Annotated in this window: 24 protein-coding genes; 19 read left to right on the top strand and 5 right to left on the bottom strand. The window is 61.6% G+C overall.

The genetic code is table 11. From position 1 onward, the window contains the following. The first annotated feature begins 3 nt into the window (after positions 1-3). The 4 genes from dprA to ACP151_RS06420 all read left to right on the top strand — a co-directional run bounded on the left by dprA (position 4) and on the right by ACP151_RS06420 (position 5,798). On the top strand, positions 4-1,182 hold the full coding sequence (dprA, locus tag ACP151_RS06435; RefSeq protein ID WP_424978048.1) for a DNA-processing protein DprA: 1,179 nt from the start codon (positions 4-6) through the stop codon (positions 1,180-1,182). 182 nt (positions 1,183-1,364) lie between these two features. Further along, positions 1,365-4,013: a type I DNA topoisomerase gene (topA, locus tag ACP151_RS06430; protein ID WP_424978047.1), complete on the top strand. Its 2,649-nt coding sequence runs from the start codon at positions 1,365-1,367 to the stop codon at positions 4,011-4,013. Positions 4,014-4,446: 433 nt separating this feature from the next. Further along, entirely contained in the window at positions 4,447-5,169 is a 723-nt protein-coding gene (locus tag ACP151_RS06425; protein WP_424978046.1) for a CoA transferase subunit A, read from the top strand. Next, entirely contained in the window at positions 5,169-5,798 is a 630-nt protein-coding gene (locus tag ACP151_RS06420) for a 3-oxoacid CoA-transferase subunit B (protein WP_424978045.1), read from the top strand. The genes ACP151_RS06425 and ACP151_RS06420 overlap by 1 nt, the downstream gene beginning before the upstream one ends. 63 nt (positions 5,799-5,861) lie before the next feature. Here ACP151_RS06420 and ACP151_RS06415 read toward each other — a convergent pair whose 3' ends face one another. Both ACP151_RS06415 and ACP151_RS06410 read right to left on the bottom strand, forming a co-directional pair. Further along, on the bottom strand, positions 5,862-6,338 hold the full coding sequence (locus tag ACP151_RS06415; protein WP_424978044.1) for a hypothetical protein: 477 nt from the start codon (positions 6,336-6,338) through the stop codon (positions 5,862-5,864). A 669-nt stretch (positions 6,339-7,007) separates the two neighbouring features. After that, complete coding sequence (locus ACP151_RS06410; protein WP_424978043.1) at positions 7,008-7,823, bottom strand: lytic transglycosylase domain-containing protein; 816 nt, start codon at positions 7,821-7,823, stop codon at positions 7,008-7,010. 358 nt (positions 7,824-8,181) lie between these two features. On the opposite strand from ACP151_RS06410, the gene ACP151_RS06405 reads away from it, so the two are divergent. The 15 genes from ACP151_RS06405 to ACP151_RS06335 all read left to right on the top strand — a co-directional run bounded on the left by ACP151_RS06405 (position 8,182) and on the right by ACP151_RS06335 (position 23,631). Next, complete coding sequence (locus ACP151_RS06405) at positions 8,182-8,388, top strand: hypothetical protein (protein WP_424978042.1); 207 nt, start codon at positions 8,182-8,184, stop codon at positions 8,386-8,388. Positions 8,389-8,565: 177 nt separating this feature from the next. After that, entirely contained in the window at positions 8,566-9,423 is an 858-nt protein-coding gene (cpaB, locus tag ACP151_RS06400) for a Flp pilus assembly protein CpaB (protein ID WP_424978041.1), read from the top strand. A gap of 214 nt (positions 9,424-9,637) precedes the next feature. After that, on the top strand, positions 9,638-11,044 hold the full coding sequence (locus tag ACP151_RS06395; RefSeq protein ID WP_424978040.1) for a type II and III secretion system protein family protein: 1,407 nt from the start codon (positions 9,638-9,640) through the stop codon (positions 11,042-11,044). A 15-nt stretch (positions 11,045-11,059) separates the two neighbouring features. Continuing rightward, positions 11,060-11,689 carry an OmpA family protein gene (locus ACP151_RS06390; protein ID WP_424978039.1) on the top strand — a complete coding sequence of 210 codons (630 nt, stop codon included), beginning with the start codon at positions 11,060-11,062 and terminating at the stop codon, positions 11,687-11,689. A 154-nt stretch (positions 11,690-11,843) separates the two neighbouring features. Next, a complete protein-coding gene (locus ACP151_RS06385; RefSeq protein WP_424978038.1) occupies positions 11,844-13,073 on the top strand; it encodes an AAA family ATPase in 1,230 nt (409 codons plus the stop codon). A gap of 24 nt (positions 13,074-13,097) precedes the next feature. Beyond that, the gene (locus tag ACP151_RS06380) at positions 13,098-14,531 is read left to right on the top strand and encodes a CpaF family protein (RefSeq protein WP_424978037.1); all 1,434 of its coding nucleotides are present in this window, start codon (positions 13,098-13,100) and stop codon (positions 14,529-14,531) included. Further along, entirely contained in the window at positions 14,531-15,499 is a 969-nt protein-coding gene (locus ACP151_RS06375) for a type II secretion system F family protein (protein WP_424978036.1), read from the top strand. Before ACP151_RS06380 ends, ACP151_RS06375 begins: the two co-directional genes overlap by 1 nt. Positions 15,500-15,509: 10 nt before the next feature. Next, entirely contained in the window at positions 15,510-16,493 is a 984-nt protein-coding gene (locus ACP151_RS06370; protein ID WP_424978035.1) for a type II secretion system F family protein, read from the top strand. After that, entirely contained in the window at positions 16,493-17,083 is a 591-nt protein-coding gene (locus ACP151_RS06365) for a tetratricopeptide repeat protein (RefSeq protein ID WP_424978034.1), read from the top strand. Before ACP151_RS06370 ends, ACP151_RS06365 begins: the two co-directional genes overlap by 1 nt. Positions 17,084-17,114: 31 nt before the next feature. After that, positions 17,115-17,963, top strand: a complete 849-nt coding sequence (locus ACP151_RS06360) for a tetratricopeptide repeat protein (RefSeq protein ID WP_424978033.1) — start codon at positions 17,115-17,117, stop codon at positions 17,961-17,963. Positions 17,964-17,966: 3 nt separating this feature from the next. After that, entirely contained in the window at positions 17,967-18,464 is a 498-nt protein-coding gene (locus tag ACP151_RS06355) for a prepilin peptidase (protein WP_424978032.1), read from the top strand. A gap of 181 nt (positions 18,465-18,645) precedes the next feature. Continuing rightward, positions 18,646-19,953: an ATPase gene (locus tag ACP151_RS06350; protein ID WP_424978030.1), complete on the top strand. Its 1,308-nt coding sequence runs from the start codon at positions 18,646-18,648 to the stop codon at positions 19,951-19,953. Between the two features lie 91 nt (positions 19,954-20,044). Further along, positions 20,045-22,462 carry a ligase-associated DNA damage response DEXH box helicase gene (locus ACP151_RS06345; protein WP_424978029.1) on the top strand — a complete coding sequence of 806 codons (2,418 nt, stop codon included), beginning with the start codon at positions 20,045-20,047 and terminating at the stop codon, positions 22,460-22,462. Positions 22,463-22,499: 37 nt separating this feature from the next. Beyond that, on the top strand, positions 22,500-23,150 hold the full coding sequence (gene pdeM / locus ACP151_RS06340; protein WP_424978028.1) for a ligase-associated DNA damage response endonuclease PdeM: 651 nt from the start codon (positions 22,500-22,502) through the stop codon (positions 23,148-23,150). Between the two features lie 73 nt (positions 23,151-23,223). Then, positions 23,224-23,631: a PaaI family thioesterase gene (locus tag ACP151_RS06335; RefSeq protein ID WP_424978027.1), complete on the top strand. Its 408-nt coding sequence runs from the start codon at positions 23,224-23,226 to the stop codon at positions 23,629-23,631. Between the two features lie 121 nt (positions 23,632-23,752). Here ACP151_RS06335 and folD read toward each other — a convergent pair whose 3' ends face one another. The 3 genes from folD to ACP151_RS06320 all read right to left on the bottom strand — a co-directional run bounded on the left by folD (position 23,753) and on the right by ACP151_RS06320 (position 26,962). After that, entirely contained in the window at positions 23,753-24,643 is an 891-nt protein-coding gene (gene folD, locus ACP151_RS06330; RefSeq protein ID WP_424978026.1) for a bifunctional methylenetetrahydrofolate dehydrogenase/methenyltetrahydrofolate cyclohydrolase FolD, read from the bottom strand. Between the two features lie 142 nt (positions 24,644-24,785). Continuing rightward, on the bottom strand, positions 24,786-25,091 hold the full coding sequence (locus tag ACP151_RS06325) for a chorismate mutase (protein ID WP_424978025.1): 306 nt from the start codon (positions 25,089-25,091) through the stop codon (positions 24,786-24,788). 194 nt (positions 25,092-25,285) lie between these two features. After that, positions 25,286-26,962, bottom strand: a complete 1,677-nt coding sequence (locus ACP151_RS06320; RefSeq protein ID WP_424978158.1) for a formate--tetrahydrofolate ligase — start codon at positions 26,960-26,962, stop codon at positions 25,286-25,288. Positions 26,963-26,965: the final 3 nt, after the last annotated feature.

Genomic DNA, 26,965 nt, shown 5'->3' with positions numbered 1-26,965 from the left:
CGGATGACCGAAGAAACACTTTCTTCCACTCACCCCCCACTCCCACCCACCACGGAAGATAACCGGTATTCATGGCTTCGCCTTTTGCGCTCTAAACGGGTCGGCCCGGTGACTTTTCACCGGCTGCTCGCCGAATATGGTTCAGCGCAGAATGCGCTGGATGCGCTGCCCGAAGTGGCACGTTCCGCAGGCATCAAAGGGTATGAAACATGCCCCGCCAAAGCGGTAGATGAAGAAATCAAGATCGCAAAAGCCGCCAAAGCGCGGCTTTTGTGCTTTTTTGACCCTGCATACCCCGAGCTGCTGAAAAGCCTGAAAGATGCGCCGCCCCTTCTCTGGGCCATCGGCGACCTGTCGGTGCTGGACCGTCCGATGATTTCCCTGGTGGGCGCACGCAATGCTTCCTCGCTTGGGATACGCATGGCCCGGTCGCTGGCGGCATCCCTGGGGGAGGCCGGGTATATAGTTGTGTCCGGGATGGCCCGCGGCATTGACACCGCAGCCCATCAGTCAGCCCTGAAAACCGGCACCATCGCAGTTCTGGCAGGCGGGGCTGACGTGATCTACCCCGCCGAAAACGCCAAACTGGCAGCTGACATAAGCGAAACCGGACTGCTGCTGTCGGAACAGCCGATGGGCTTGGCGCCCCAGGCCCGCGACTTTCCCAAACGCAACCGGATTATTGCCGCCTTGTCCCGCGCGCTAGTGGTGGTCGAGGCCGCCGCCAAATCGGGCAGCCTGATCACCGCGCGGGATGCGCTGGATTATGGCCGCGAGGTGCTGGCGGTGCCCGGCCATCCGTTTGATGCCCGCAGCTCCGGCTGCAACCGGCTGATCCGCGACGGCGCCACGCTGGTCCGCGACGCAAGCGACGTGTTGGAGGCCCTGCCACCGCCGGAGACAGTGCCGGCTGCTGCGGCGGCGCCGCAGGATCTGCAGCAGGCCCTTGCGGCCCTGCCACAGCCGCCACAGCGGCGCAGCCTCGCGGAAACCCACGCCTTGCATCAGCAAATCCTCGGCCGGCTTGGCCCTTCCCCCACGTCTGAAACCCAGCTGATCCGCGACCTGTCCCTGCCGCCGCAGGATCTGGCACCAGCCCTGACGGACCTTGAGCTAAGAGGCGCCATCCGCCGCGACCCGGGCGGCCTGCTGTCAAGGCCCTGCCCGGATGAGGACGACTGATCCCGCAGGCCTAACAGTTCCTTTCCCGGTGCCAGGACCACGTCCGGCCCAGCCCTCTGCAGCGGCAGAAATGCTGGAATTGCGCAGCTTCGACAGAGCCTGGATTGACATTCTCCCCTTGCGCCCCACATCCTGCGCCGCCATAGAACCCGGCAAAGCGGTCCGAAGAGGTATCAAAATTTATGCCAGTAGTTGTTGTCGAATCCCCGGCCAAAGCAAAAACAATCAATAAATATCTTGGCCCCGACTTTACGGTTCTGGCGTCTTACGGGCATGTGCGCGACCTGCCACCCAAGGACGGATCGGTCGACACCGACAATGAATTCGGCATGACCTGGGAGGTCGCCAATGATTCCCGCAAACATGTGAAGGCCATCGCCGACGCGCTGAAAGACGACAATGCGCTGATTCTCGCAACCGACCCCGACCGCGAGGGCGAGGCGATCAGCTGGCACTTGCAGGAAGCTCTGACCAAGCGCCGTTCGATCAAAAAAGACACCGCCGTCAGCCGGGTGACCTTCAACGCGATCACCAAGGAAGCGGTGACCGAGGCGATGAAGAACCCGCGCCAGGTCGACATGCCGCTGGTCGAGGCCTATCTGGCGCGGCGCGCATTGGACTATCTGGTGGGCTTCAACCTGTCGCCGGTGCTGTGGCGCAAGCTGCCGGGCGCCCGCTCTGCGGGCCGGGTGCAGTCTGTCTGCCTGCGGCTCATCGTTGAACGCGAGACGGAGATCGAGGCGTTCAATCCGCAGGAGTACTGGTCAGTACGCGCCCAGCTGGCCACACCGCGCGGCCAGGAATTCGAGGCCCGCCTGACTGTTCTGGGCGGCGAGAAGCTGGACAAATACAGTCTGAAGAACGCCACTGCCGCCGAACTGGCGGTGCAGGCCGTGGCATCCCGCAAACTGTCGGTGCTGTCGGTGGAGGCCAAGCCTGCCGCCCGCAACCCCTCTGCGCCCTTCATGACCTCGACCCTGCAGCAGGAGGCCAGCCGCAAGTTCGGCATGGGCGCCAAACAATGCATGAGCGCGGCCCAGCGGCTCTATGAGGCGGGCTACATCACCTATATGCGGACCGATGGCATCGACATGGCGCCGGAGGCCGTACAGGCCGCCCGCGACGAGATCGCCAAGCGCTATGGCGCGGACTACGTGCCGTCCAGCCCGCGGATCTACAAGAACAAGGCCAAGAACGCGCAGGAAGCGCACGAATGTATCCGCCCGACCGACATGGGCCGCGACGCAGCTTCGCTGAAGCTGTCCGAAGACGATCAGCGCAAACTGTATGACCTGATCTGGAAGCGGACCCTGTCCTGCCAGATGGAAGGCGCCCGGCTGGAACGCACCACCGTCGATATCGGCTCGGATGACAAACAGATCGTTCTGCGTGCCACCGGTCAGGTGATGCTGTTTGACGGCTTTATGCGCGTCTACGAAGAAGGCCGCGACGATGTGGCGGACGAGGATGACAAGCGTCTGCCACAGATCATGCAGGGCGAGGCGCTGAAATTTGCCTCCTCCCTGGCGGCGCAGGCCGAAAAGGCCGGCAAGGACGCCTCAGCCCTGTCAGATGACGGCGCCGTGCTGGCGCTGCAGCACCACACCCAACCGCCGCCGCGCTACACCGAGGCAACCCTGGTCAAGCGGATGGAAGAGCTGGGCATCGGCCGCCCCTCGACCTATGCGTCTGTGATCACCACGATCCAGGACCGCGAGTACGTCCGCAAGGAAAAGAACCGCCTGTTCCCCGAGGACAAGGGGCGGATCGTCACCATCTTCCTGCTGAACTTCTTTCGCAAATACGTCGGATACGAATTCACCGCCAACCTCGAGGAAGAGCTGGATGATGTGAGCGCGGGCCAGCGCGACTACAAGGACCTGCTGGGCCGGTTCTGGCGCGATTTCTCGGCGGCGATTTCGGAAACCTCCGATCTGCGCATCACCGAGGTGCTGGATGTGCTGGACGACGCGCTGGCGCCGCAGCTGTATCCGCCACGCGAGGACGGCACCGACCCGCGCAGCTGCCCGAAATGCGGCGCTGGCCAGCTGCATCTGAAAACATCGCGCACCGGCGGGTTTGTCGGCTGCGGCAACTATCCTGAGTGCAACTATACCCGGCCGATCTCGGGTGAAGGCGCCGAGGGCTATGAGCGTATTCTGGGCGAGGATGCGGGCGATGAGATCCACCTGAAATCCGGCCGCTTCGGCCCGTATGTACAGCGCGGCGAAGCCACCCCCGAGAACAAGAAGCCGCCGCGGTCTTCGCTGCCCAAGCAGGGCAAGGATTTCCTGCCGGGCTGGGGCCCGAATGAGCTCACTCTGGAACAGGCGCTGACCCTGCTGACTCTGCCGCGCGAGATCGGACAGCACCCGGATGGCGGCGCCATCCAGTCCAATCTGGGCCGCTTCGGGCCGTATATCGCGCATCAGCTGCCCGATGATGAAAAGCCGGTGTATGTGAACCTCAAAGACACATTGGATGTCTTTGAGATCGGCATGAACCGGGCGGTGGAGATGCTGGCAGAGAAGCGCGCCAACCCCGGGCGCCGCGGCAGCCGGGCTGCCGTTAAGCCGCTGAAGGAATTGGGCGAACACCCCGATAGCGGCGGCGCCGTCAACATCCTGGACGGGCGTTACGGGCCTTATGTCAAATGGGAAAAGGTGAACGCCACCCTGCCCAAGGATGTAGAGCCCAAGGACGTGACCATGGAAATGGCTGTGCAGCTGATCGCTGAAAAATCCTCAAAAGGCGGCAAGAAGAAAACGGCAGCGAAGAAACCCGCCGCCAAGAAGAAGGCCGCGCCGAAGAAAGCTGCCGCCAAGGAATGACCGCAGGCGGGGTGCTCCCGCCGCTTCCGGGCGCATTGAAATGCGCCCTCACCGTTGGGCCCGGCGCCGCTGGCGCGGCGCGGGCGGCTTCTCTTTCTGGCCCCTCCCCCCCGTTTCGCTGCGGGTCAAGGGCGGCGCAGCCGCCGCGCCAGCGGCTTGCCCTTGAGGCGCTGGGAAACAAGAACACACTGGCGTTTGCTCTGACAGGGCAGACCTGCCCTTTCAGAGCATCTCAGCCAACTTCTTTTTTGCGCCGCGCAGCGGCGCCACGCCCAAGCCTGTTGGAGCATTTGCCGCAGGCAAACGCTCCTGAAGGGCGCGGGAGCCGCTCCTTTGCTGTCTTCCGTAGAAATACGCAGCCCCCTGCGTATTCATTGACTCCGCCCCGGCCGACCGCCAGAACTCAGCGCAACCGGCATAATGGGAGAACTCCATGAAAAAGGTATATTCCAGCGCTGCTGAAGCGCTCGACGGGCTGCTTCACGACGGCATGTTCATCGCCGCGGGCGGCTTCGGCATCTGCGGCATTCCCGAACTCCTCCTCCAGGCGATCAAGGACGCGGGTACCAAGGACCTGACCTTTGCGTCCAATAACGCAGGCGTGGATGACTTTGGCATCGGCATCCTGCTGCAGACCCGGCAGGTGAAAAAGATGATCTCCTCTTACGTGGGAGAGAACGCTGAATTCATGCGCCAGTATCTGAGCGGCGAACTGGAGCTGGAGTTCAACCCGCAAGGCACCCTGGCCGAGCGCATGCGCGCAGGCGGTGCCGGCATCCCCGGCTTCTTCACCAAGACCGGCGTGGGCACCGTGATTGCCGAGGGCAAGATGGAAAAGCAGTTCCCCACCGGCGCGGACGGCGCCATGGAGGATTACATCCTGGAGGAAGGCATCTTTGCCGATCTCGCCATCGTCAAGGCCTGGAAGGCGGATGAGACCGGCAACCTGGTGTTCCGCAAGACCGCCCGCAATTTCAACGTACCAGCGGCCACCTGCGGCAAGGTCTGCGTGGTGGAGGTCGAGGAAATCGTGCCCACCGGCAGCCTGGATCCCGACAGCATCCACCTGCCCGGCATCTATGTGCACCGCATCATCCAAGGCGCGCACGAGAAACGCATTGAACAGCGCACTGTCCGTCAGAAGGAGCAAGCATAATGCCCTGGGATCGTAATCAGATGGCGGCACGGGCCGCGCAGGAGCTGCAGGACGGCTGGTATGTGAACCTGGGCATCGGTATCCCGACGCTGGTCTCCAACTACATCCCCGAGGGTGTGGAAGTGACCCTGCAGTCGGAAAACGGTATGCTGGGCATGGGTCCCTTCCCCTATGAGGGCGACGAAGATGCCGACCTGATCAATGCGGGCAAGCAGACCATCACGGAACTGCCGCAGACCGCCTATTTCGACTCGGCGCAGAGCTTTGCGATGATCCGCGGCGGCAAGATCGCCATGGCGATCCTGGGCGCCATGGAAGTGGCCGAGAACGGCGATCTGGCGAACTGGATGATCCCCGGCAAGCTCGTGAAGGGCATGGGCGGCGCCATGGATCTGGTTGCAGGCGTCGGCCGGGTGGTGGTGGTCATGGACCACACCAACAAACACGGCGACAGCAAGGTGCTGAAGGGCTGCACCCTGCCGCTGACCGGCAAGGGTGTTGTAGACCGGATCATCACCAATCTGGGAGTGCTGGATGTGGTCGAAGGCGGGCTGAAGATCGTTGAGCTGGCCGAGGGTGTCAGCGAAGACGCGCTGCGCGCCGCCACCGAAGCCACCATTGTCGACTGACACTTCGCTCTTTATGCAGCAACATCGGCCCGCCAGTTTCTGGCGGGCCGTTCTCGTTCTGGCCTATACTCCGGCTGCCAGATCGGGCCGGTGACGGGGGCGAAGAGTGTGCCAGACTGCGCCTTGCGGCGGGTTGACGATCTCGTACACTGAAACCCGTTTGTTGTACCAGTTGACGATCTTCTCCTGTCGGCCTTCAAAGACAACCACGCAATAGCTGCCGCTTGCCGGTTCACAGCTGTCGTTGCCCAGCCAGGTGACGATGACGGGCTCCACCAGATGCTGTTTAAAGAGCACCGTGGCCTTGGTTGTTTTACCAGAAGCATAGAGACCCCCGGCAAACAGCGCTGCCGCCAGCAGGATGAAACCACCTGCCGAGAAATTCTTGAATGGGGCTGCTTTTGCAATTCCGGGGCCAAAGGCAACAAAAACCATTCTGCCCACAATGCCGACAAACGCGATGGTTCCAAACATAACAAATGTATTGGTCAGTTCTTGTGACCCCGCGGCCACCGCCGACGGATCAATACCTAAATCCAAATCATGCCTCCATTAGCTTGAGCGCCTGAAAATACCGGTCAAAAATCAGTCAACTCGGGCAGCAACAAGGCCAACTGCCACAGGAAACATAATTTCTCCGTAAAACCAGGAGTAGACCTCAGCAAAGGCTCAGCCCATTTAGGATCAGACGCCCTGGTCAACCGGCAGGATCAGCGGCGGCGTCATGCACAGGCCCCAGGCACACAGCAGATCTAGCCACCCGGGGCATTCTGCCCTTGGCGGTTTTTCTGTGCGGATCTTTGCGGGTTCCTTTTTTCGTTCGTTCCGTTCGGTTGTGCCTGAGGTCCCGTTTCAGGGGGCGGCGCCGCCGGGTGGAAGTGGACAGAACCCCACAGGGGGCCTGCTCGGACAGGATATCCTGGACGACCCCCTTTTTATCAGGGCCGGTTCCGGGGTGTCGCGCAGGCAGCCCATAGATGCCTGCGCCTCGTATCATGGCCCATGCGCGGAGCCATGGCGGTAGATCGCGATCGGGAGGCAGTTTGGCATTTACATGTGAGGATCACGTGAAGGGGGCGTGCGGTGGATGCGCAACACCCTGCGATGCGCCACCAACCCGCCCGGAACAGGGCCTGCGCGACCCGGTGAGCAAACATCCGCCCGAATCCCCGCCTCTGCCACCGGCCGCATTAGCCGTGCAGCGCGGTTTCAGTTCTGCATCCGGAACATGCAGCCGTCGGACAGAAACATCTGCGGCGTCGTGCACAAGCCGCGCGCCACCTGATAGGCGGCCAGAACCTTGGGCACGTAATCACGGGTTTCGGCATAGGGCGGCACCCCTTGATGGCTGCGCACCGCGCCCTCGCCTGCGTTGTAGCCGGCCAGGACCAGCAGCGGGTCACCACCGAACTCCTTCATTAGCCAGTCGAGATAGCGGACGCCGCCCGCGATGTTCTGCTTGGCCTCCAGAGCATCACTGACCCCGAACCGCTCGGCGGTGGCCGGCATCAGCTGCATCAGCCCCTGCGCCCCTGCAGAGCTGACCGCATCCGGCTTGCCGGCGGATTCGACGGCAATCACCGCCAGCACCAACGCAGGAGACACTTCAGTGCCTGCGCTTTCGATCAGAATCTGCACGCCGCGCTGCTGTGCGATTTCCTGCAGCAGCTGAAGCCGCGGCGCCGGCGGTCCCTTGGCCCCCTTCAATGCTTGCAAGGCGTCATCCAGCCGCCCCGGCCCAGCGCCTTCCAAACCTGGCGCGACCTTATCCCAGAACCAGCCATAGCGCCCGGTCGCAGTCGGCACTGCGGCGCCGTCTGCCTCAGGCGCGTCCAATGCCGGTTCGGCAACCGCAGCTTCGGGCTGCGGTTCAATCTGCACGATGATACGCTTGCCCGTTCCCGGCAGCGGCGGCTTGATCCGCTTTGCCTCAAACTCGGGAAATGGCTTCGGCGCCTCCTGCCCCGGTGCAGCCACGGGCAAACCGCATAGCACCGCCGCCAATACTACGTCACGCACTGACATTACTCTGCCTGCCTTTGTTTTGCTTTGCCCCGAGACTCGGGAATCTGGCGGGGAAATTCCAGCTTTTCCGCATCAGAATCTGGCGCATTTGCCATATTTGCCCCCAACTGGCGCGGAAATACCACGAGAAGCTGGAGGGTAACGAATTTTTAACCCTTAGAAAACAGCAGGTTACCAAAAGTATTTTTGAAAAGTTAAAATTGGGCAGCGCTTTGCGGCTTTCAGCCCAAATCCTGCCACGCTGCACTGGCTATATATGTTCATCCAAGCCGGACAGGAACCAAAGCTGGTGAGAGAGCAGGTTCCAGAGCGACGGCAGGATGAAGCAAATTTAGAGATCCTTTGGAGGGACCATACCATGATCAAGTTCATCAAAAACTTCCGTAAAGACGAAGACGGCGCCGTAACTGTTGACTGGGTCGTGCTGACCGCAGCAGTCGCAGCCCTGGCCGGTGTTGCCTACACCAGCGTTGCACAAGGCGTTGACGATGTTGCAGATGCAACTGGCACTGCCCTGACCAGCTCCGTGCCGTCCTCCTACAGCCTGGGCACCGACCCGACCTAAGTTTAGGCGTACGTCTAACCGAGCTACGGAAGCCGCCTGCCCTCAAGCGGGCGGCTTTCATCATGGGATTTGCCGCCCGAGGCGGCAGCGGAGATCCAGCCGCGCATCATGATGACCGGAACCTAAGCTAGAGTCACGGCACGGCTTCCATGCCGGAAAAGTGGCCAAAGGAGCGTCATGCGAACAGTATTCGGACTTATTCTCATCCTGGGGGTTGCCCTGGCCGGTGGCGCCGTGGTGATGGCAAAGAAGTACATTAGCTCATACCAGCAGGCTCTGGCTCAGGAACGTGCCTCCCGGGTGGAGACTATTCCCACCGTCGACATCTTTGTCGCAACAGATACTTTGAAATACGGCCACCGGCTGACCAAGGAAAACATTCGCCAAGTCCGCTGGCCGCAGGAAAGCCTTCCTGAAGGTGTGTTCACCAGCCTGGAAGCCCTGTTTCCGCCCGGTGCCGATGAAACCCCGCGTGTCATTTTGCGCACGATGGAAAAGAACGAAGCGATCTTGGCCAGCAAGGTCACCCTGCCGGGTGAAGATGCCGGCATCACATCGCGGCTGGAACGCGGTATGCGTGCCTTTGCGATCCGGGTCGATGTCTCTTCGGGCGTCTCTGGCTTCCTGCGCCCCGGTGACAAGGTCGATATCTACTGGACCGGTCAGGTCCGCCAGGCCGGCGCTGCCGAGGGCGAGTTCACCCGGCTGATCGAGACCAATGTGGAATTGATTGCAGTCGATCAGAAGGCAAACAATGACATTAACGGTGCTGTTATCGCCCGCACTGTCACGGTTGCCGCCAAACCGGAACAGGTTGCCGCCCTTGCTCAGGCGCAAAGCACCGGCAAACTGACGCTGGCACTGGTCGGCGCAGGCGATGATACCGTTGCCTCCGTCATTGAAGTCGACCAGCGCAAACTTTTGGGACTGGGTGCAATCGAAATTCAGCCAGAGATTGAGCGGGAGAAAGTCTGTACTGTCCGCACCCGCCGCGGCGCAGAGGTGGTGGAAATCCCGATCCCCTGCTCCAACTGAATTTCCCCTTACTTCACAGTTTGTTAACGAGTTCAGCCGCGCTTCAATGTCAAGCGCGGCTGACGTGCCTGTTGCCGTGGCCACACATTGCCAATTCCTTAGCAAAGGCTTCGAAGCCTTTGATTCTTGCAATAATTCGGGAACTGCACCACAGTGCGGGAAACAGCGGGCAAAAAGACCCGATAAATGAGGCGTGATCGGAAAGGCAGGTCACATGGCAATTCGACGGTTCGCGGCGGCGGCCCTGATGGGGCTTTCGCTATTTGGCATACCAAATGCAGATGGGGCATCGGCGCAGTCCGTGCGGGTGGTTAAGAAGGGCACGGCGTCCACGCTGGATGTGCCCATGAACCGCGCCGTGGTTGTGGAAAGCGAAACTCCCTTTGCGGAGCTCAGCATTGCAAACCCAGGCATCGCTGACATTTCCTCCCTCTCTGACCGAACAATCTATGTGCTGGGCAAATCGCCGGGCCTGACCACATTGACCCTGCTCGACGCGTCCGGGCGGCTGATCACCAATGTGGATGTCCGGGTTGCAGCAGATGTGACCGAATTCAAGCAGCGCCTGCGCCAGATCCTGCCCAATGAAAAGATCGAAGTGCGCACTGCCAACGACGGCATTGTGCTGTCGGGCACTGTGTCCAGCGCGGCCCGCCTGCAGCGGGCGCTGGACCTGGCAGAGCGGTATGCGCCGGAACGGGTCAGCAACCTGATGTCGGTGGGTGGCGTGCAGCAGGTGATGCTCAAGGTTCGCTTTGCCGAGATGCAACGTTCGGTTTCCAAATCCCTCAGTGCTTCGCTTGGCTTCAACGGCGGTACCGGCAATGGCCGCACCGGCGGCGTGAACACGCTGAACACCTCCGGCGCGCTGGCAAACTCGCTGGCGGGCAACATCCCGGCTGCCAATGCCAACACCGGCGCCTTCCTGTTTGGCTTCAATGCAGGCTCCGTGCAGGTCAGCCTGCTGCTGGAAGCCCTGGAACAGAAAGGCGTTGTCCGCACCCTGGCCGAGCCGAACCTGTCTGCCCTGTCGGGACAGGAAGCCAAGTTTCTGGCCGGCGGCGAATATCCGGTTCCGGTGGCTCAGGAAGACGGTGTGATCACGGTTGAATTCAAGCCTTTCGGCATTGAACTGAACTTCATTCCGCGGGTTGTTGACGGCGATCTTATCAATCTGGAGCTGAACGCAGCTGTATCCGCAATCGACCCCACCAACTCTCTGGAGCTGAACGGTCTGACCATCGACGCCTTCTCGCGCCGGGAAACATCGACCACAGTGGAAATGCGCGACGGCGAAAGCTTTGCCATTGCGGGCCTGATCCGCGACGAATTCCTCGACAACTCCTCGCAGTTGCCGTGGCTGGGCGATGTGCCTGTGCTTGGCGCCCTGTTCCGCAGCGCCGACTACCAGCGCGAGCAGACCGAACTGGTCATCATCATCAGCGCCCATCTGGTGACACCGACCCGTGGCGAGGCGCTGACGCTGCCCACCGACCGGATTGCGCCGCCCAGCGAAAAGGATCTGTTCCTGTTCGGGCGCACCTCGCGCACCAAGAAAGGCCCTGCTGCGGAAGTGGCCAAGCAGGATTTCAACGGCTCTTACGGCTACGTGCTGGACTGATAGGGAGTGGCACAGATGATCAGAACCGCTGCAATTCTCGGCCTTCTCCTGACTGCTGCCGCCTGTGAGCGCGAAGCCGGCCGGGAACTGAACCGTAAGGCGACCTTTGGCGAAGCCACGCTCAACAACTCTGCGGTGATGAGCGGCGAGCGGAGCTATGCGATCCAGCTGGCCAACCGGTTTGCAAAAGAAGTCCCCAACACCATCAACTTCGATTTCGACAGTGCCCGGCTGGATCAGAACGCCCGCGCCGTCCTGGATCGGCAGGCACATTGGATCAAGCAGTTCCCGGAAGTGCGTTTCCGTGTGTTCGGCCATACCGACGCGATAGGCAGCAACGGCTATAACAAGTCTTTGGGCCTGCGCCGGGCCCGTGCGGCGGTGAATTACCTGGTGTCGCGCGGCATCAGCCGCAACCGGCTGGAAGCGGTGGTTTCCTTTGGAGAGACCCAGCCGCTGATTCCCACGCCGGAGCGTGAGCGCCGCAACCGCCGGACTGTGACTGAGGTCAGCGGGTTCCTGAAGCGCCACCCGTCTTTGCTGGATGGAAAATACGCCCAGGTGATCTACCGCGAGTACCTGAAAAGCGCAGTTCCGGGGTCAACGCTGACATCGCAGCAATCGCTGGAGCGGTCACTGGAGTAGGCGCGTTTGCCCCTTCAGCGGTTACGAATTAGTAACAATTCCCCATATTTGGGGATTTTTGGCCCCAATATCGCCTAGATTAGCGCCGACATTGTTTCCAAGAGGCGGACTGTGCCCAAGGCCCGGTCCGCCCAAGTGAACAAGGATGATGGCGATGAGCAGCGGTATGCCGCAAACAGAGACACCTGCGATTGTTGCCTGCACAGTCAGCCGTGACGTGCAGAATTTCGACCTGCTGATTGAAGATATGGAGGGCGCCCTGGGCGAGGCTTGGGGCGATCTCGGGTTTACCGAAGCGCTGGCCTTTTTCAGCCAGGCCGAGGCCGAGCCGCTGCAATTCATCGCCCTGGCCATCGACAGCAACGACGAAGGCGATTTACCGCTGATGGGGGAAATCATCAGCCAGGCCAAATCCCGCGGCATAAAGGTCATTCTGATCGCTGAAGACGTGACCCCGACCGCGCTGCATACGCTGCTGCGCCAGGGTGCCGACGAATTTGTCCCCTACCCGCTGCCGGAACAGGAACTGCAGGCGGCCATTGAACGGTTGCAGGCACCGGCTCCGCCGGTCGCGCAGAACCCGCATCAGCTGCAATCCGGAAGCCAGCGCGAAGGTGCGGTCATCGTCTGCCACGGACTGGCCGGCGGCACCGGCTCCACCACCACGGCTGTCAACCTGGCCTGGGAGCTGGCCGCGCTCAGCGAGCACGATGAGCCCAGCGTCTGCCTGCTGGATCTGGATCTGCAAGCCGGCTCCGTTGCGACCTATCTCGACCTGCCCCGCCGCGAAGCGGTGATGGAAATGCTAAGCGAAACAGACAACATGGACGAAGACCTGTTCGGCCAGGCGCTGCTGCCGTTCCAGGACAAGCTGCAGGTCCTGACCGCACCTTCTGAAATGGTGCCGCTGGATCTGCTGTCGCCTGAGGATATTGAAAGAGTGATCAGGCTGGCGCGCAGCCACTTTGATTTTGTTGTGATCGACATGCCGCACACGCTGGTGCAGTGGACCGAAACGGTGCTGAACATTGCACATGTCTATTTCGCACTGATTGAGCTGGACATGCGCTCTGCCCAGAATGCGCTGCGGCTGAAGAGGACCTTGCAAGCCGAAGACCTGCCGTTCGAAAAGCTGCGCTTTGCGCTGAACCGGGCACCGAAGTTTACGGATCTGACGGGCAAGAGCCGGGTCAAGCGCATGGCTGAATCCCTGGGCATCTCGATCGATTTGCAGCTGCCCGATGGCGGCAAGCAGATCCTGCAGAGCTGCGACCATGGGCTGCCACTGGCTGTTTCTGCAGCAAAGAACCCGTTGCGCAAGGAAATCGCCAAGCTTGCGGCTTCGCTGCATGAGCTGGGCCGCAGTGAAGCAGAAGCCGCCTGAGCGGATTGAATTGGGGGTGAGTTGATGTTTTCGAAGTACAAGAAACAGGCCGCGCAACCCGTGGCCCCAGCACCGACGCCGGTTGCAGCACCGGACGCCGCCAAGCCGGCGGCCAGCCTGCGCCGTCCTATGGAGAGCAAGGCAGCCGAAGCGCAGCCGATGGACAAAGAGCGCAAGCGCAAGGAGCGGCTGAGCGAGATCAAGGTCCAGCTGCACCGTGAACTGCTGGAAAACCTGAACCTGTCGGCACTGGAACACGCAGGCGAATCCGAACTGCGCACCGAAATCTCGACTATCGCAACTGAGATCCTGGCCGAACGGAGCATTGTGCTGAACCGCGAGGACCGGCAGCAGCTGAACAAAGAGCTGTATGACGAGGTGACCGGTCTCGGCCCGCTGGAAGCGTTGCTGCAGGACGACACGGTCAGCGATATTCTGGTGAACGGCCCGCAGCAGATCTTTGTCGAACGCAGCGGCAAGCTGCAACTGTCGGACATCACCTTCAAGGATGAGCGGCACCTGATGCGGATTATCGACAAGATCGTGTCCGCCGTGGGCCGCCGTGTCGATGAAAGCAACCCTTACGTGGACGCCCGTCTGGCCGATGGCTCGCGCTTCAACGCGATGGTGCCGCCGGTTGCCGTGGACGGATCGCTGGTTTCGATCCGGAAGTTCAAAAAAGACAAGCTGGGCATCGACGATCTGGTGCAATTCGGGGCCTTCACCGAAGAAATGGCTGCATATCTGCAGGCAGCCGTGTCCACCCGGCTGAATGTTATTGTCTCTGGCGGTACCGGTTCCGGTAAGACAACGACGCTCAATGCGCTGTCGTCCTTCATCGACAATGCCGAGCGTATCCTGACGATCGAGGACACGGCGGAACTTCAGCTTCAGCAGACCCATGTGGGCCGGATGGAAAGCCGTCCGCCCAACGTCGAAGGCAAGGGCGAAGTGTCCCCACGCGACTGTCTGAAAAACGCACTGCGGATGCGCCCGGACCGGATCATCGTCGGCGAGACCCGTGGCGAGGAAGTCATCGACATGCTGCAGGCCATGAACACCGGCCATGACGGTTCGATGACCACAATCCACGCGAACTCTGCCCGTGACGGCATTTCACGTCTGGAAAACATGATCGCCATGGCCGGTATTGAAATGCCGATCAAGGCGGTGCGCAGCCAGATCGCATCAGCTGTGAACCTGATTGTGCAGGCCTCGCGCCTGCAGGATGGCTCGCGGCGGATGACCTCCATCACGGAAGTCACCGGCATGGAGGGCGACGTGATCTCGATGCAGGAAATTTTCCGCTTTCAGCGCGTCGGCCTGACACCGGACAACAAAATTATTGGTCATTTCACCGCCACAGGCGTGCGCAGCCATTATTCCGAGCGCTTCCGTCTTTGGGGCTATGATCTGCCGCCGTCAATTTACGAACCCTCAGTGATGGAGCCGCGCTGATGCAGCTGAGTTCTGAACCGCTTATTTATGGAGCGATCTTCTTTGGCGTACTGGCGCTGGTCGAAGGTCTCTATCTGTTTGTCTTCGGCAAATCGATCAGTCTCAACAGCAAGGTGAACCGCCGGCTGGAGATGATGGAAAAGGGCAGCAACCGCGAACAGGTGCTGGAGCAGCTGCGCAAGGAGCTGGGCCAGCATGCCAAGTCGCAGACGATCCCGCTGTATTCACTGCTGTCGGAGCGGGCCCAGAAGGCCGCCATCGCCTTTTCCCCCAAGCAGCTGATCATGATTATGGCCGCCCTGGGAGGCGTTGCATTTGTCGGCCTGAGCATCGGCACCAGTGCGCCGCTGCCAGTCCGTGTCCTTGGCGCCGTGATCATCGGCGTTGGTGCGGTGTTCTTCTGGGTCAACAAGAAGGCCTCCAAGCGGATGGCACTGATCGAAGAACAGCTGCCTGACGCGGTTGAACTGATGGTGCGCTCCCTTCGCGTCGGCCACCCGTTCACCTCTGCCATTCAGATCGTCGCCAATGAGGTCGAAGACCCGCTGGCCACTGAATTCGGCATCATCTCTGATGAAAGTGCCTATGGCCGCGACGTCGGTGAGGCGCTGAAGGAAATGGCGGAACGGCTGGATATGCAGGACATGCGGTTCCTCGCGGTTGCGGTGACCATCCAGCAGCAATCAGGCGGCAACCTGGCTGAGGTTCTGGCCGGCCTGGCCAAGGTGATCCGTGCCCGCTTTCGCCTGTTTCGCCGGGTCAAGGCAATCACCGCCGAGGCGCAATGGTCCGGCAAATTCCTGTCGGGCTTTCCGCTGCTGTGCCTGATCGGAATCCTGGTCAAGGATCCGGGCTATTACGACGATGTGATCGACCATCCCTGGTTTATCCCGGCCTGTTTTGCGGTGGGCGTGATGCTGACCGCCAACCTGATTGTCATGCGCGTGCTGACAAACATCAAAGTATAAGGAGCGGATCGTGGATTTTTTGACCGGCATTGACGACTTCCTCACCTCGCAATTCGGCGAATTCGGACCGCTCCTGGCGCTTGGCATTGCGGGCCTGTTCATGATCCTGCTTGCCATTCCGCTGCTGCTGAACCAGCCAGAAGACCCGCTGAAAAAGCTGCAGAAGAACCTTAAGCCCGAAACCCGCAAAGCCCCGCAAAAGGACCGGCTGCGGCAGTCCAACCGCAACGAGCAGCTGCAGAAATTTGCCAATTTTCTGGAACCCCAGAATGCGGCTGAGCTGTCCGCGATGGAGCTGAAGCTGCGCCAGGCGGGCTATCATTCAAAGGACTCTGTGCGGTTCTTCCATTTCGCGCAGTTTGCCCTTGGCCTGCTGGGGCTCATGGGCGGCCTGTTCTTTGTCTATGTGATCAAGAGCGATATGGACTACGACAGCCAGCAGATGGCGCTGCGCATCCTGGCCCCCGGCGCGGCAGGTTATATGCTGCCTAAATACTGGGTCACCCGCCGCATCGGCGAACGTCAGGAGAAGATCACAGAGGGGTTTCCCGATGCGCTCGACATGATGCTGGTTTGTGTCGAAGCCGGCCAATCGCTGGACCAGGCGATTGTCCGTGTGTCCAAGGAACTGCATGCCTCCTTCCCCGAACTGGCTTCTGAATTCGAAGTGGTTGCCCATGAATTGAAAGCAGGCAAGGACAAAGACAAGGTGCTTCGGGACATGGGCACACGCTGCGGGGTGCAGGATGTGTCCTCCTTTGTGACGGTGATGATCCAATCCGCCAGCTTCGGCACCTCGATCGCTGAGGCCCTGCGGGTTTATGCTGGTGAAATGCGCGATAAACGCGTGATGCGCGCCGAAGAGGCTGCAAACAAGTTGCCCGTGAAGATGACACTTGCCACAATGGGCCTGACCGTCCCGCCCTTGCTGATCATTCTTGTTGGTCCATCGGTGCAGGGCATCCAGAACATGGGCAACATGGGACCCCAGTAATGAAAACAGCACTTCGGGCAGCTGCTGCCCGTCTGCTCAAAGCAACAGCTGCCGCCAGCGCCCTCGCGCTGGCGGCTGCATGTTCACCGGGCGGAATGAAACAGGACAAGGGCAGCCCCTGGGCACCCGGAGACAATCACCGCCAGCAGGCCGAAGACGGGCTGGTGGTCGGCCACCGCCTGATGGCAGCTGGCGAACACGACCTCGCGCTGAAAGCCTTTACCCGCGCTGCCCTTGATCACGGGCTGACTGCCGAGGTGCTGTCGGGCATGGGCAGCGCCAAGCTGGGCCTTAGGCGGCTGGGCCAGGCAGAGGAGCTGCTGCGCCGGGCCGTGGACGCGGACCCGGCCTGGCCGGAACCGATGAACAACCTCGGCGTTGCACTGATGGAACGCGGCAAAACGGCGGAAGCGGTACAGATCTTCCAGCGCGCCTATGCGCTCGACAATGGCGAAAGTGACGCAATCCGCGATAATTTGCGGCTGGCCCTCGCAAAACTTGAAAATCCCGCGCATACTGAACCGCAAAAAGAAGACTATAAATTGGTGCGGCAGGGCAGCGGCAGCTACCTGATTCGCGAAGCACCATAACAGAGGCAGAGCAGTAAAAAGGACGCATCAAATGCGCCAGCAGATATTCCTATCCGCTTCTCTGGCAGGGGCGTTGGTCCTGTCGGCCTGCGCGGACAAGGCCGATGAAACCGTCGAGCGCGCCTTCCAAGAAGTGAACGTCATCGACGAAAGCAATCTTAACGATGTCATGCTGTCGGTGGCCGACCCCAATGAGGCGGTGGTCCATTTCCAGCGCACCCTCAAGTCCAGCCCGAACCGGATCGACCTGCAGCGCGGCCTGGCGCATTCCCTGATCCGCGCCAAGCGCAATACCGAAGGCACCGCCGCGTGGAAAAAAGTGGTGACAATGAAGGGCACGACCAGCGAAGACCGCGTTCAGCTGGCCGGCGCTTTGGTGCGCAGCGGCGAGTGGGATGCGGCCAAGGCCGAGCTTGACCAGGTGCCGCCAACCCATGAGACCTATGAACGCTACCGGCTGGAAGCAATTGTGGCCGACGCCAACAAGGACTGGAAGCGCGCCGACAGTTTCTATGAAATCGCCACCGGGCTGACCACAACGCCAGCCAAAGTGATGAACAACTGGGGCTACTCCAAACTGACACGCGGCGACTTTGCCGGTGCGGAGCGCCTGTTCGGCGAAGCAATCCGCCAGGATCAGCGCCTGTTTACCGCCAAGAACAATCTGGTGCTGGCGCGCGGCGCGCAGCGCAACTACACCCTGCCGGTCATCCCACTGGAACAATCCGAACGCGCGCTGCTGCTGCATACGCTGGCCCTGTCCGCGGTCAAGCAGGGCGACGTCAAGGTTGGCGAAAACCTGCTGCGTGAAGCCATTGACACGCACCCGCAGCATTTCGAACAGGCGGCCCGCTCGCTTGCGGCGCTGGAGAACGGCTGAATCATGCAGTTCCCGGCCTATGCAGCCCTGTGGTTCCTGCCGTTTGTGCTACCGCTCTGCTATACGGTGGCGCTGACAGATTTGCGCGGCATGCGCATTCCCAACTGGGCGGTTGATCTGCTGGCGGTGATCTATATCGCCGTTGGCGCTTTGGTCATGCCCAGCTGGGCGGACTATGGCTGGCATCTGCTACACCTGCCGATCGGCATCGCTCTGGGTTTTCTGTTCTATGCGGCTGGTGCCGTCGGCGCGGGCGATGCCAAATTCGCCGGTGTTGCCGCGCCCTTTTTTGCGCTTGGCGATCTGCGGCTTCTGATGGTCATTTTTGCCGCCACCCTGCTGGCCGGCTTCACTGCCCACCGCATTGCCAAACACACCCCGCTGCGCCAGCTTGCGCCGCAATGGCAAAGCTGGGACACCGGCAAAAGCTTTCCAATGGGCCTGTGCCTGGGCGCGACCCTGGCTCTCTACCTTGGCCTGGCTGCCTGGTTCGGCAGCTGACGACATTCTGGCGCCGCTGAACGCGCGGCGCCTGCCAGTCGTTAAAACTGCAGTGGATATCCTGGCTGTTTCGCGGAAATGCTGCAGCTCTGCCCCGCTGTTGCCACACTCCTGAATAGTCTGTTTCCAGAGCCGCCCCATGCCCCGGGGCCAGATATCGATTTCAGGAACAGGCACCGCCATGAACATGCAGAACCTCGCCGTGATGGCCCCTCCCGCTCCCAAAGGGATGGAACAGATGCAGCTGCCAGTGGTGATGATGCGGGATATCCTGCTCAAGACCATCTTTCGCAAAAACGTGGAGAACGTGACGGAGATCGCCGAAGCCATCTGCCTGCCTTCTTCGGTGACGCAGGAGCTGGTGGACATGGCCCGCGAGCAGAAGCTGCTGGAGGCCACCGGCACGCTGAATGCAAACAGCGGCAACGAGATGGGCTATCAATTGACCGACGCGGGCAAGGCGCGGGCGCTGGATGCGCTCAGCCAGTCTGAGTATTTTGGTGCGATGCCGGTGCCGCTGGCGGTCTACCGCGAACAGGTCAAGCGCCAGTCGATCCGCAACATCCAAGTGACCCGCGATCAGTTGACCAATGCCATGGGCCACCTCGTTCTGCCCAACAGCCTGCTGGACCACCTCGGCCCGGCCGTAAGCGCCGGTCGGTCAATCCTGATGTACGGCCCGCCGGGCAACGGTAAGTCCTCGATCTCCAACGGCATCCGCGATGCCCTGGGCGATCACGTCTATGTGCCGCGCGCCATCGAATACGCAGGCCAGGTGATCACCGTTTTCGACCCCATTGTGCACACCGAGATCGAACAGGAACCTGAAGATCCCAACGCCCTACGCCGCCGCAAACGGTTTGACACCCGCTATGTGATGTGTGAACGCCCAACCGTGATCACCGGCGGTGAACTGTCGCTGGACATGCTGAACCTGGTCTACAACCCCACTGCACGCACCTATCAGGCGCCCTTGCAGCTGAAATCCACCGGCGGCATCTTCATCGTCGACGACCTTGGCCGCCAGGCTGAGCCGCCGCAGGCGCTGATCAACCGCTGGATTGTTCCGCTGGAAGAAAGCAAGGATATCCTGGCTCTGCAATCGGGTGAGAAATTCGAGGTGCCCTTTGACACGCTGGTGGTTTTCTCCACCAACTTCCACCCGAATGAGATCTTCGACCAAGCGGCGCTGCGCCGGATCTTCTTCAAGATCAAGATCGACGGGCCGAACCAGGAAAACTTCCTCAAGATCTTTGCCATGGTCGCCCGCAAGAAGGGCATGCCACTGGACGAAGCCGCGCTGGTGCATCTCTTGAAGAAGAAATATCCGGAAATTGACAACATCTATGCCAACTATCAGCCGGTGTTCCTGATCGATCAGATGATTTCGATCTGCGAATTCGAAGGCATCCCCTATCAAATGTCACCGGAACTGATCGACCGTGCCTGGGCCAATATGTTCGTCAAGGACGAGCATATCGTGAAGTGACACCCGGGCTGGAACCAGCAACGGCAAGAGTTTCCAACAGCTCTTGCCGAAACTTTTCGAAAAGTTTCGGGCCTTCCTCTAGAAGGAAGGTATGAGCGAACTGCCAAAGGCCATAGAAAGCTGGTTCACAGCCCGCGGCTGGACCATCCACCCGCATCAGCGCGCCATGCTGGAGCGGGCCGGGGCGCCCTGCACCCTGCTGATTGCTCCGACTGGCGGCGGCAAGACCATGGCGGGTTTCCTGCCCACTTTGGCAGAGCTGACAAACGGCCCCCATGACGGGCTGCACACGCTCTACATTTCGCCGCTCAAGGCACTGGCCGCAGACATCAAGCGCAACCTGCGCACACCGGTTGAGGAAATCAGACTGCCGATCCGCATCGATGACCGCACCGGCGACACGCCCGCCAGCCGCAAAAGGCGCCAGCGTGCCGATCCGCCGCATATCCTGCTGACGACGCCAGAAAGCTTGGCGCTGCTTACCTCCTATGAGGACGCCGCCCGCACGTTTAAGGGGCTGAAACGGGTAGTGGTCGATGAAATCCATGCGCTGGCCGAGAGCAAACGCGGCGACCAGCTGATGCTGGCGCTGGCGCGGCTGCAGACGCTGTGTCCGGACCTGCGCCGGGTGGGCCTGTCGGCCACGGTGGATGATCCGCAGGCCATTGCCAGCTACCTCGCCTGCCAACCGGACCCCTGCGATATCGTTCTGGCCGACCCTGGCCCGGCGCCCGACATCAGGATGCTGGAAACCAGAGAGGCCCCGCCCTGGGCTGGCGGCGGCGCAGCCTATGCGATCCCGGCGGTGATGGAGCAGATCAGGGCGCACAGGACCACGCTGATCTTTCACAACACCCGCGCCCAGGCAGAGATCTTCTTTCACAACCTCTGGCTTGCCAATGAGGGCGCGCTGCCCATCGGCATCCACCACGGCGCCCTGGACCGGGTGCAGCGCGAACGGGTCGAGGGCGCCATGGTCCGCGGAGAGCTGCGTGCCGTGGTCTGTACCGGTTCGCTGGATCTTGGCATCGACTGGGGTGACGTGGATCTGGTGATCCAGATCGGCGCGCCCAAGAACGTGAAACGTCTGGTGCAGCGCATCGGCCGTGCAAACCACCGCTACAATGCGCCGTCCAAGGCGCTCTTGGTGCCTGCCAACCGGTTCGAAGTGGTCGAATGCCACGCCGCATTGGAAGCGGTGCGCGAACACGATCTGGATGGTGATCCGCGCGAGCCCGGCCCCCGCGACGTGCTGTGCCAGCACATCCTGATTGCTGCCTGCGCCGGCCCGTTTGACGCAGATGACCTTTATGCTGAAATGACCCGGGCCGGTGCCTATGCCGCCCTGAGCCGCGCCGCATTCGACGCCTGCCTCGATTTCTGTGCCACCGGCGGCTACGCTCTGAAGGCCTATGACCAGTGGCAGCGCCTGCTGCAGCGCCCCGACGGCACATGGCAGCTGCGCGACCCGCGCGCCGCCAGCCGCATCCGCATGAATCTTGGCACCATTCAGGACGCCGACCTGATCAAGGTCCGCCTGAAACGCAGCCGCGGCGGCAAGCCCTTGGGCGAGGTGGAGGAAGCCTTTGCCGCCACCCTCACCCCCGGCGACACCTTTCTGATCGGCGGCAAGACCGTGCGCTATGAGGGCCTGCGCGAAATGACCGTGGAAGTGACCCGAAACCCCGGGCGCAAGCCCAAGATTGCGGTGTTTTCCGGCACCAAATTCGCCACCTCCACCCAGCTCAGCGCGCGGATTCTGAAGATGTTCAATGAGGACAGCTGGCCCTCCCTGCCCCGCCACACCGCCGAATGGCTGGAGTTGCAGCGCGAGGTTTCCGAACTGCCGCGCGCAGGCCACTTGCTGATCGAAAGCTTCCCGCAGGAGGCCCGAGAGCATATTTGCATCTACGGCTTTGCCGGCCGCAACGCCCAGCAGACCCTGGGCCTGTTGCTGACCAAGCGGATGGAGGAGTTGGGCCTCGATCCACTGGGCTTTGTCTCAACCGACTACGCCACCCTGATCTGGGGGCTGCAAGAAGTCACCGACCCAGCCCCGCTGTTCGACCCAAAAGCTTTGCGCGACGGGCTGGAGGGCTGGCTGGCTGGCAATGCAGTGATGAAACGCGCCTTCCGCGGTGCGGCCACCATCGCTGGCCTGATTGAGCGCAACACGCCGGGCGCACGCAAGAACGGGCGGCAGGCCACATTCTCCTCCGACATTCTCTATGACACGCTCAGAAAATACGATCCTTCACACCTGCTGCTGGACATCACCCGCGAAGAAGCCCTGCGCGGGCTGGTGGATTTCGGGCGGATCGAGGAGATGCTGGAACGGACCCGCGGCCGTATCACCCTGCGGCGGCTGCAGCGCATCTCCCCTCTCGCGGCGCCCTTGCTGCTGGAAGTTGGCAAAGTTCCGGTCAAGGGCGCGGCAGAAGAGAAACTGCTGCAGCAGGAAGCTGCGGCGCTGATGCAGCAGTCCGGTCTGGACAAACTGCTGCAATAGGACTTGTCAGTGTGGCTGTGACAGATACACCCAAGCCATGACCGGATATGACTTCCCCCTTGCAGGCGCCCGCCTCACCGCATTTGGCAGCGGCGCGCTGTGGTGGGCCGAGCACCGCCTGCTCTGCGTCTCCGACCTGCATCTGGGCAAATCCGAACGCCACGCCCGGCGTGGCGGCAGCGCCCTGCCACCCTATGAGACGCAGGACACGCTCACCCGCCTTGCAGAGCTGGTTGCCAGTCTGCAGCCCCAAACGGTGGTCTGCCTTGGCGACAGTTTCGACGATGACGCCGCTTCGCAGGCCTTGCCGGATGCAGAGAAATCCCAGCTGACTGCCCTGATGCAGAACCGCCACTGGATCTGGATTACCGGCAACCACGATCCGGCGCCTGCGGGTTTGGGCGGCGAACAGATGCCAGCGCTGCATCTTGCGCCGCTCACCTTCCGCCACATCGCCGCCCCCTTGGCCAAGGCGGAAATCTCAGGCCACTATCACCCCAAGGCGCGGCTGCGCAGCACCTCCCGACCCTGCTTCCTGCTGGACCGGTCCCGGCTGATCCTGCCCGCCTTTGGCACCTATACCGGGGGCTTGCGCAGCAGTGACCCGGTGCTCAGCTCCCTGATGGCGGCAGATGCGCTGGCGATCCTAACCGGCCCGCAAGCGCTGGCGATCCCCATGCCCCGCTAAATGGCGCAGCGTCACGCGCCTTTTGCCAGTCAGCCTCATCTATGCTGAACCCAACAGGAAAAGGACAGATGTGATGGATCAGCGCATCCGCAGCAGTTTCGCCAGGCAAAGCATGATGCAGACCCTGGGCGCCGAAATAGAAAACATCGCACCGGGAAACGTGGTGATCACCGCGTCGATCCTGCCCGGCAGCCGCCAGCAGCATGACGTGGCTCACGCCGCGCTCAGCTTTGCCATCGGCGACACGGCGGCTGGCTATGCGGCACTCACCCTGATGCCTGAAAGCAGCGAAGTGATGACGGCGGAAATGAAGATCAACCTGCTGGCCCCCGGTGCCGGAGATCTCCTGCGCGCCACCGGCAAGGTCATCAAACCGGGCCGCAGGCTGGTAATCGTAACGGCAGAAGTCCACGCGGTGACGGGCAAGGAAGAAAAGCTGGTCGCCCTGCTGCAGGGCACCATGGTCCCCGTCTCCGCTTAACCCAGGCTTTCATCTTTCCAAAAATACTCCCGCCCGCGGCCCGTCAGGCGGCTTTGCCGCTGAGAGGGGAGGCGATGCGGCGGGAGTATCTGTTTCAGCTGTTGCGGTTCTGCGGTGCCGTTCAGGCCGTGAGGCCTTCTGGCTCGGGGAGGTTGTTGGCGCGGCAGCAGGCGGTGACGGTGTTGGCCAGGAGACACGCAATGGTCATCGGGCCGACGCCGCCGGGAACCGGGGTGATGGCGCCGGCGCGCTCCGCGGCAGAGGCAAAATCAACGTCGCCGACCAGCTTGTTCTTGCCGTCCCGCTCAATGCGGTTGATGCCCACGTCGATGACGGTGGCGCCTTCCTTGATCCAGTCGCCCGGCACCATTTCCGGACGCCCCACGGCTGCCACCACGATGTCGGCGCGGCGCACCACATCGGGCAGGTCCTTGGTGCGGCTGTGCGCGATGGTCACGGTGCAGCTGTCGCCCAGCAGCAATTGCGCCATCGGCTTGCCAACGATGTTGGAGCGGCCGATCACAACCGCATCCATGCCCGACAGGCTGCCATGGTGGTCGCGCAGCATCATCAGGCAGCCCAGCGGCGTGCAGGGCACCATCGATTTCTGACCGGTGCCCAGAAGGCCCACATTGGAGATGTGGAAACCGTCCACGTCTTTTTCCGGCGCGATCGAGTTGATGATCAGATCTTCGTCCAGATGCCCCGGCAGCGGCAGCTGCACCAGGATGCCATGGATCGCCGGGTCGTTGTTCAGCTGCTCGACCACGGCCAGCAGATCCGCCTCGGAGGTCTCTGCGTCCAGCTTGTGCTCCACCGAGTTCATGCCGACCTCGACGGTCTGCTTGCCCTTGGAGCGCACATAGACCTGGGAGGCGGGGTCTTCGCCGACCAGAACCACCGCCAGGCCGGGGGTGATGCCGTTTTCCTCTTTCAGCCGCGTCACATGTTCGGCCACCTGGCCGCGCACCTTGGCCGCAAAGGCCTTGCCGTCAATCAGAGTTGCTGCCATTTGATCTCTTCCTTTTGCCGCAGGCCTCCGGCCCGTCTATTCACTTCAGTTGGTCGCGATGCCCGAGCCGCAGGTGGCCCTGCTCAGCATCACACACCTAAGTTGGTCGCGATGCCCGAGCCGCAGGTGGCCCTGCTCAGCATCACTCCTCCCGGATCACCCGCGCCTCGCGGGCAATCGACCAATCCACCAGCTGCCGCCACAGGGCTTCGATCAGATCGGGGTCCAGCCCCTCTCCTGCTGCCACGGCGCGGGCGTTCATGACCACTTCCTCGACCCGCTCCGGGATCCGCGCCGGCCAGCCGCTGAGCTGCTTCAGCGCAATCGCCCGGTCGATATACCCCGCCCGGACGGCCAGACGTTGCACCAGCTCACAATCGAGCCTGTCAATTTCCGCGCGCAGCGCCTCCATCGAGAAGCAATCTTCTGGCGGTGTCAGTTTGGTCATATGTCAGAGCCTCGGCTTTCATTGCTTTGGGCCAAATGAGGCTCTGACCATTCTCAGTGGTCGCGCACTTCCTTCCAAAACCCGGTTCCCGTCTTCGTCCCCTCGGACCAGTGGCGGTGCCTCAGACTTCGGATTGCGCTTGAAACTCTTGCGGCCCGGGGTCTCCCCGGGCCGCAAAAAGCGCATTTTGCGTCTTAGAACAAGCCTTCGATCTGGCCGTCGTCATTGAGGCAGATGGTTTCCGCTGCCGGTTTGCGCGGCAGGCCCGGCATGGTCATGATCTCGCCGCAGACCGCAACGATGAAGCCCGCGCCCGCAGACAGGCGGACTTCCCGCACCGGCACCGAATGGCCGGTGGGCGCGCCGCGCAAGCTGGGATCGGTCGAGAAGGAGTATTGGGTTTTCGCCATGCAGACCGGCAGGTTGCCGTAGCCTGCGTCTTCCCATTCCTTCAGCTGGTTGCGGATCTTGTTGTCCGCCAGCACCTCGTCAGCGCGGTAGATGCGCTTGGCGATGGTTTCGATCTTCTCAAACAGCGGCATCTCATCCGGGTAGATCGGCGCAAAGTTGGCAGTGCCGCCTTCGACGATCTCAACCACTTTCTCGGCCAGCGGCGCAGAGCCCTCGGAGCCCAGCTCCCAGTGGCGCGACAGAACCGCCTCGACACCATGCTCGGCGCAGTAGTCCTTGACCGCCTGCACTTCGGCATCGGTGTCGGTCACGAAGTGGTTGATGCCCACAACAACCGGCACGCCAAAGGATTTGACGTTCTCGATGTGGCGGCCGAGGTTGGCACAGCCGTTGGAGACCGCCTCGACGTTTTCCGCACCCAGGTCGGCCTTGGCCACGCCGCCGTTCATCTTCATCGCGCGCACGGTGGCAACCAGCACAACCGCGGACGGTGCGATGCCTGCCTTGCGGCATTTGATGTTCATGAACTTCTCGGCGCCGAGGTCGGCACCAAAGCCTGCTTCGGTCACGACGTAGTCGGCAACCTTCAGCGCGGTCTTGGTGGCAATGACCGAGTTACAGCCATGTGCGATATTGGCGAAGGGGCCGCCGTGCACGAAGGCCGGGTTGTTTTCCAGGGTCTGCACCAGGTTCGGCTGCATCGCGTCTTTCAGCAGAACGGTCATCGCGCCCTCTGCCTTGATGTCGCGGCAATAGACCGGGGTCTTGTCGCGGCGGTAGGCCACGATGATGTCGCCCAGGCGCTTTTCCAGATCCTTGAGGTCGTTCGCCAGGCACAGGATCGCCATCACTTCGGACGCCACGGTGATGTCAAAGCCTGCTTCGCGCGGGAAACCGTTGGACACACCGCCCAAAGACGCGGTGATGGTGCGGAGCGCCCGGTCGTTCATGTCGACCACCCGGCGCCATGCAACCCGGCGCACGTCGATGTCGCATTCGTTGCCCCAGTAGATGTGGTTGTCGATCATGGCCGACAGCAGCGAGTGGGCCGAGGTGATGGCGTGGAAATCGCCGGTGAAGTGGAGGTTCATCTCCTCCATCGGCACGACCTGTGCATAGCCGCCGCCTGCAGCGCCGCCCTTCATGCCGAAGTTCGGGCCCAAGGACGCTTCGCGGATACAGATCATCGCGTTCTTGCCGATCCGGTTCAGACCGTCGCCCAGACCCACGGTGGTGGTGGTCTTGCCTTCACCTGCCGGCGTCGGGTTGATCGCAGTCACCAGGATCAGCTTGCCGTCTGCCTTGTCCTGAACAGAGTTGATGAAAGACTGGCTGACTTTCGCCTTGTCGTGCCCATAGGGCAGCAGATCGCTGTCCGAAATACCGATCTTCGCACCAATCTCCTGGATCGGCTTCTTCTGCGCTTCACGCGCAATCTCGATGTCACTCTTGTAGCTCATGGC

This window comes from Leisingera sp. S232, from assembly GCF_049800895.1.
Taxonomy (GTDB): domain Bacteria; phylum Pseudomonadota; class Alphaproteobacteria; order Rhodobacterales; family Rhodobacteraceae; genus Leisingera.
Note: the sequence above shows the minus strand (reverse complement) of the source record. Positions and strands in the feature narration are given on the sequence as shown.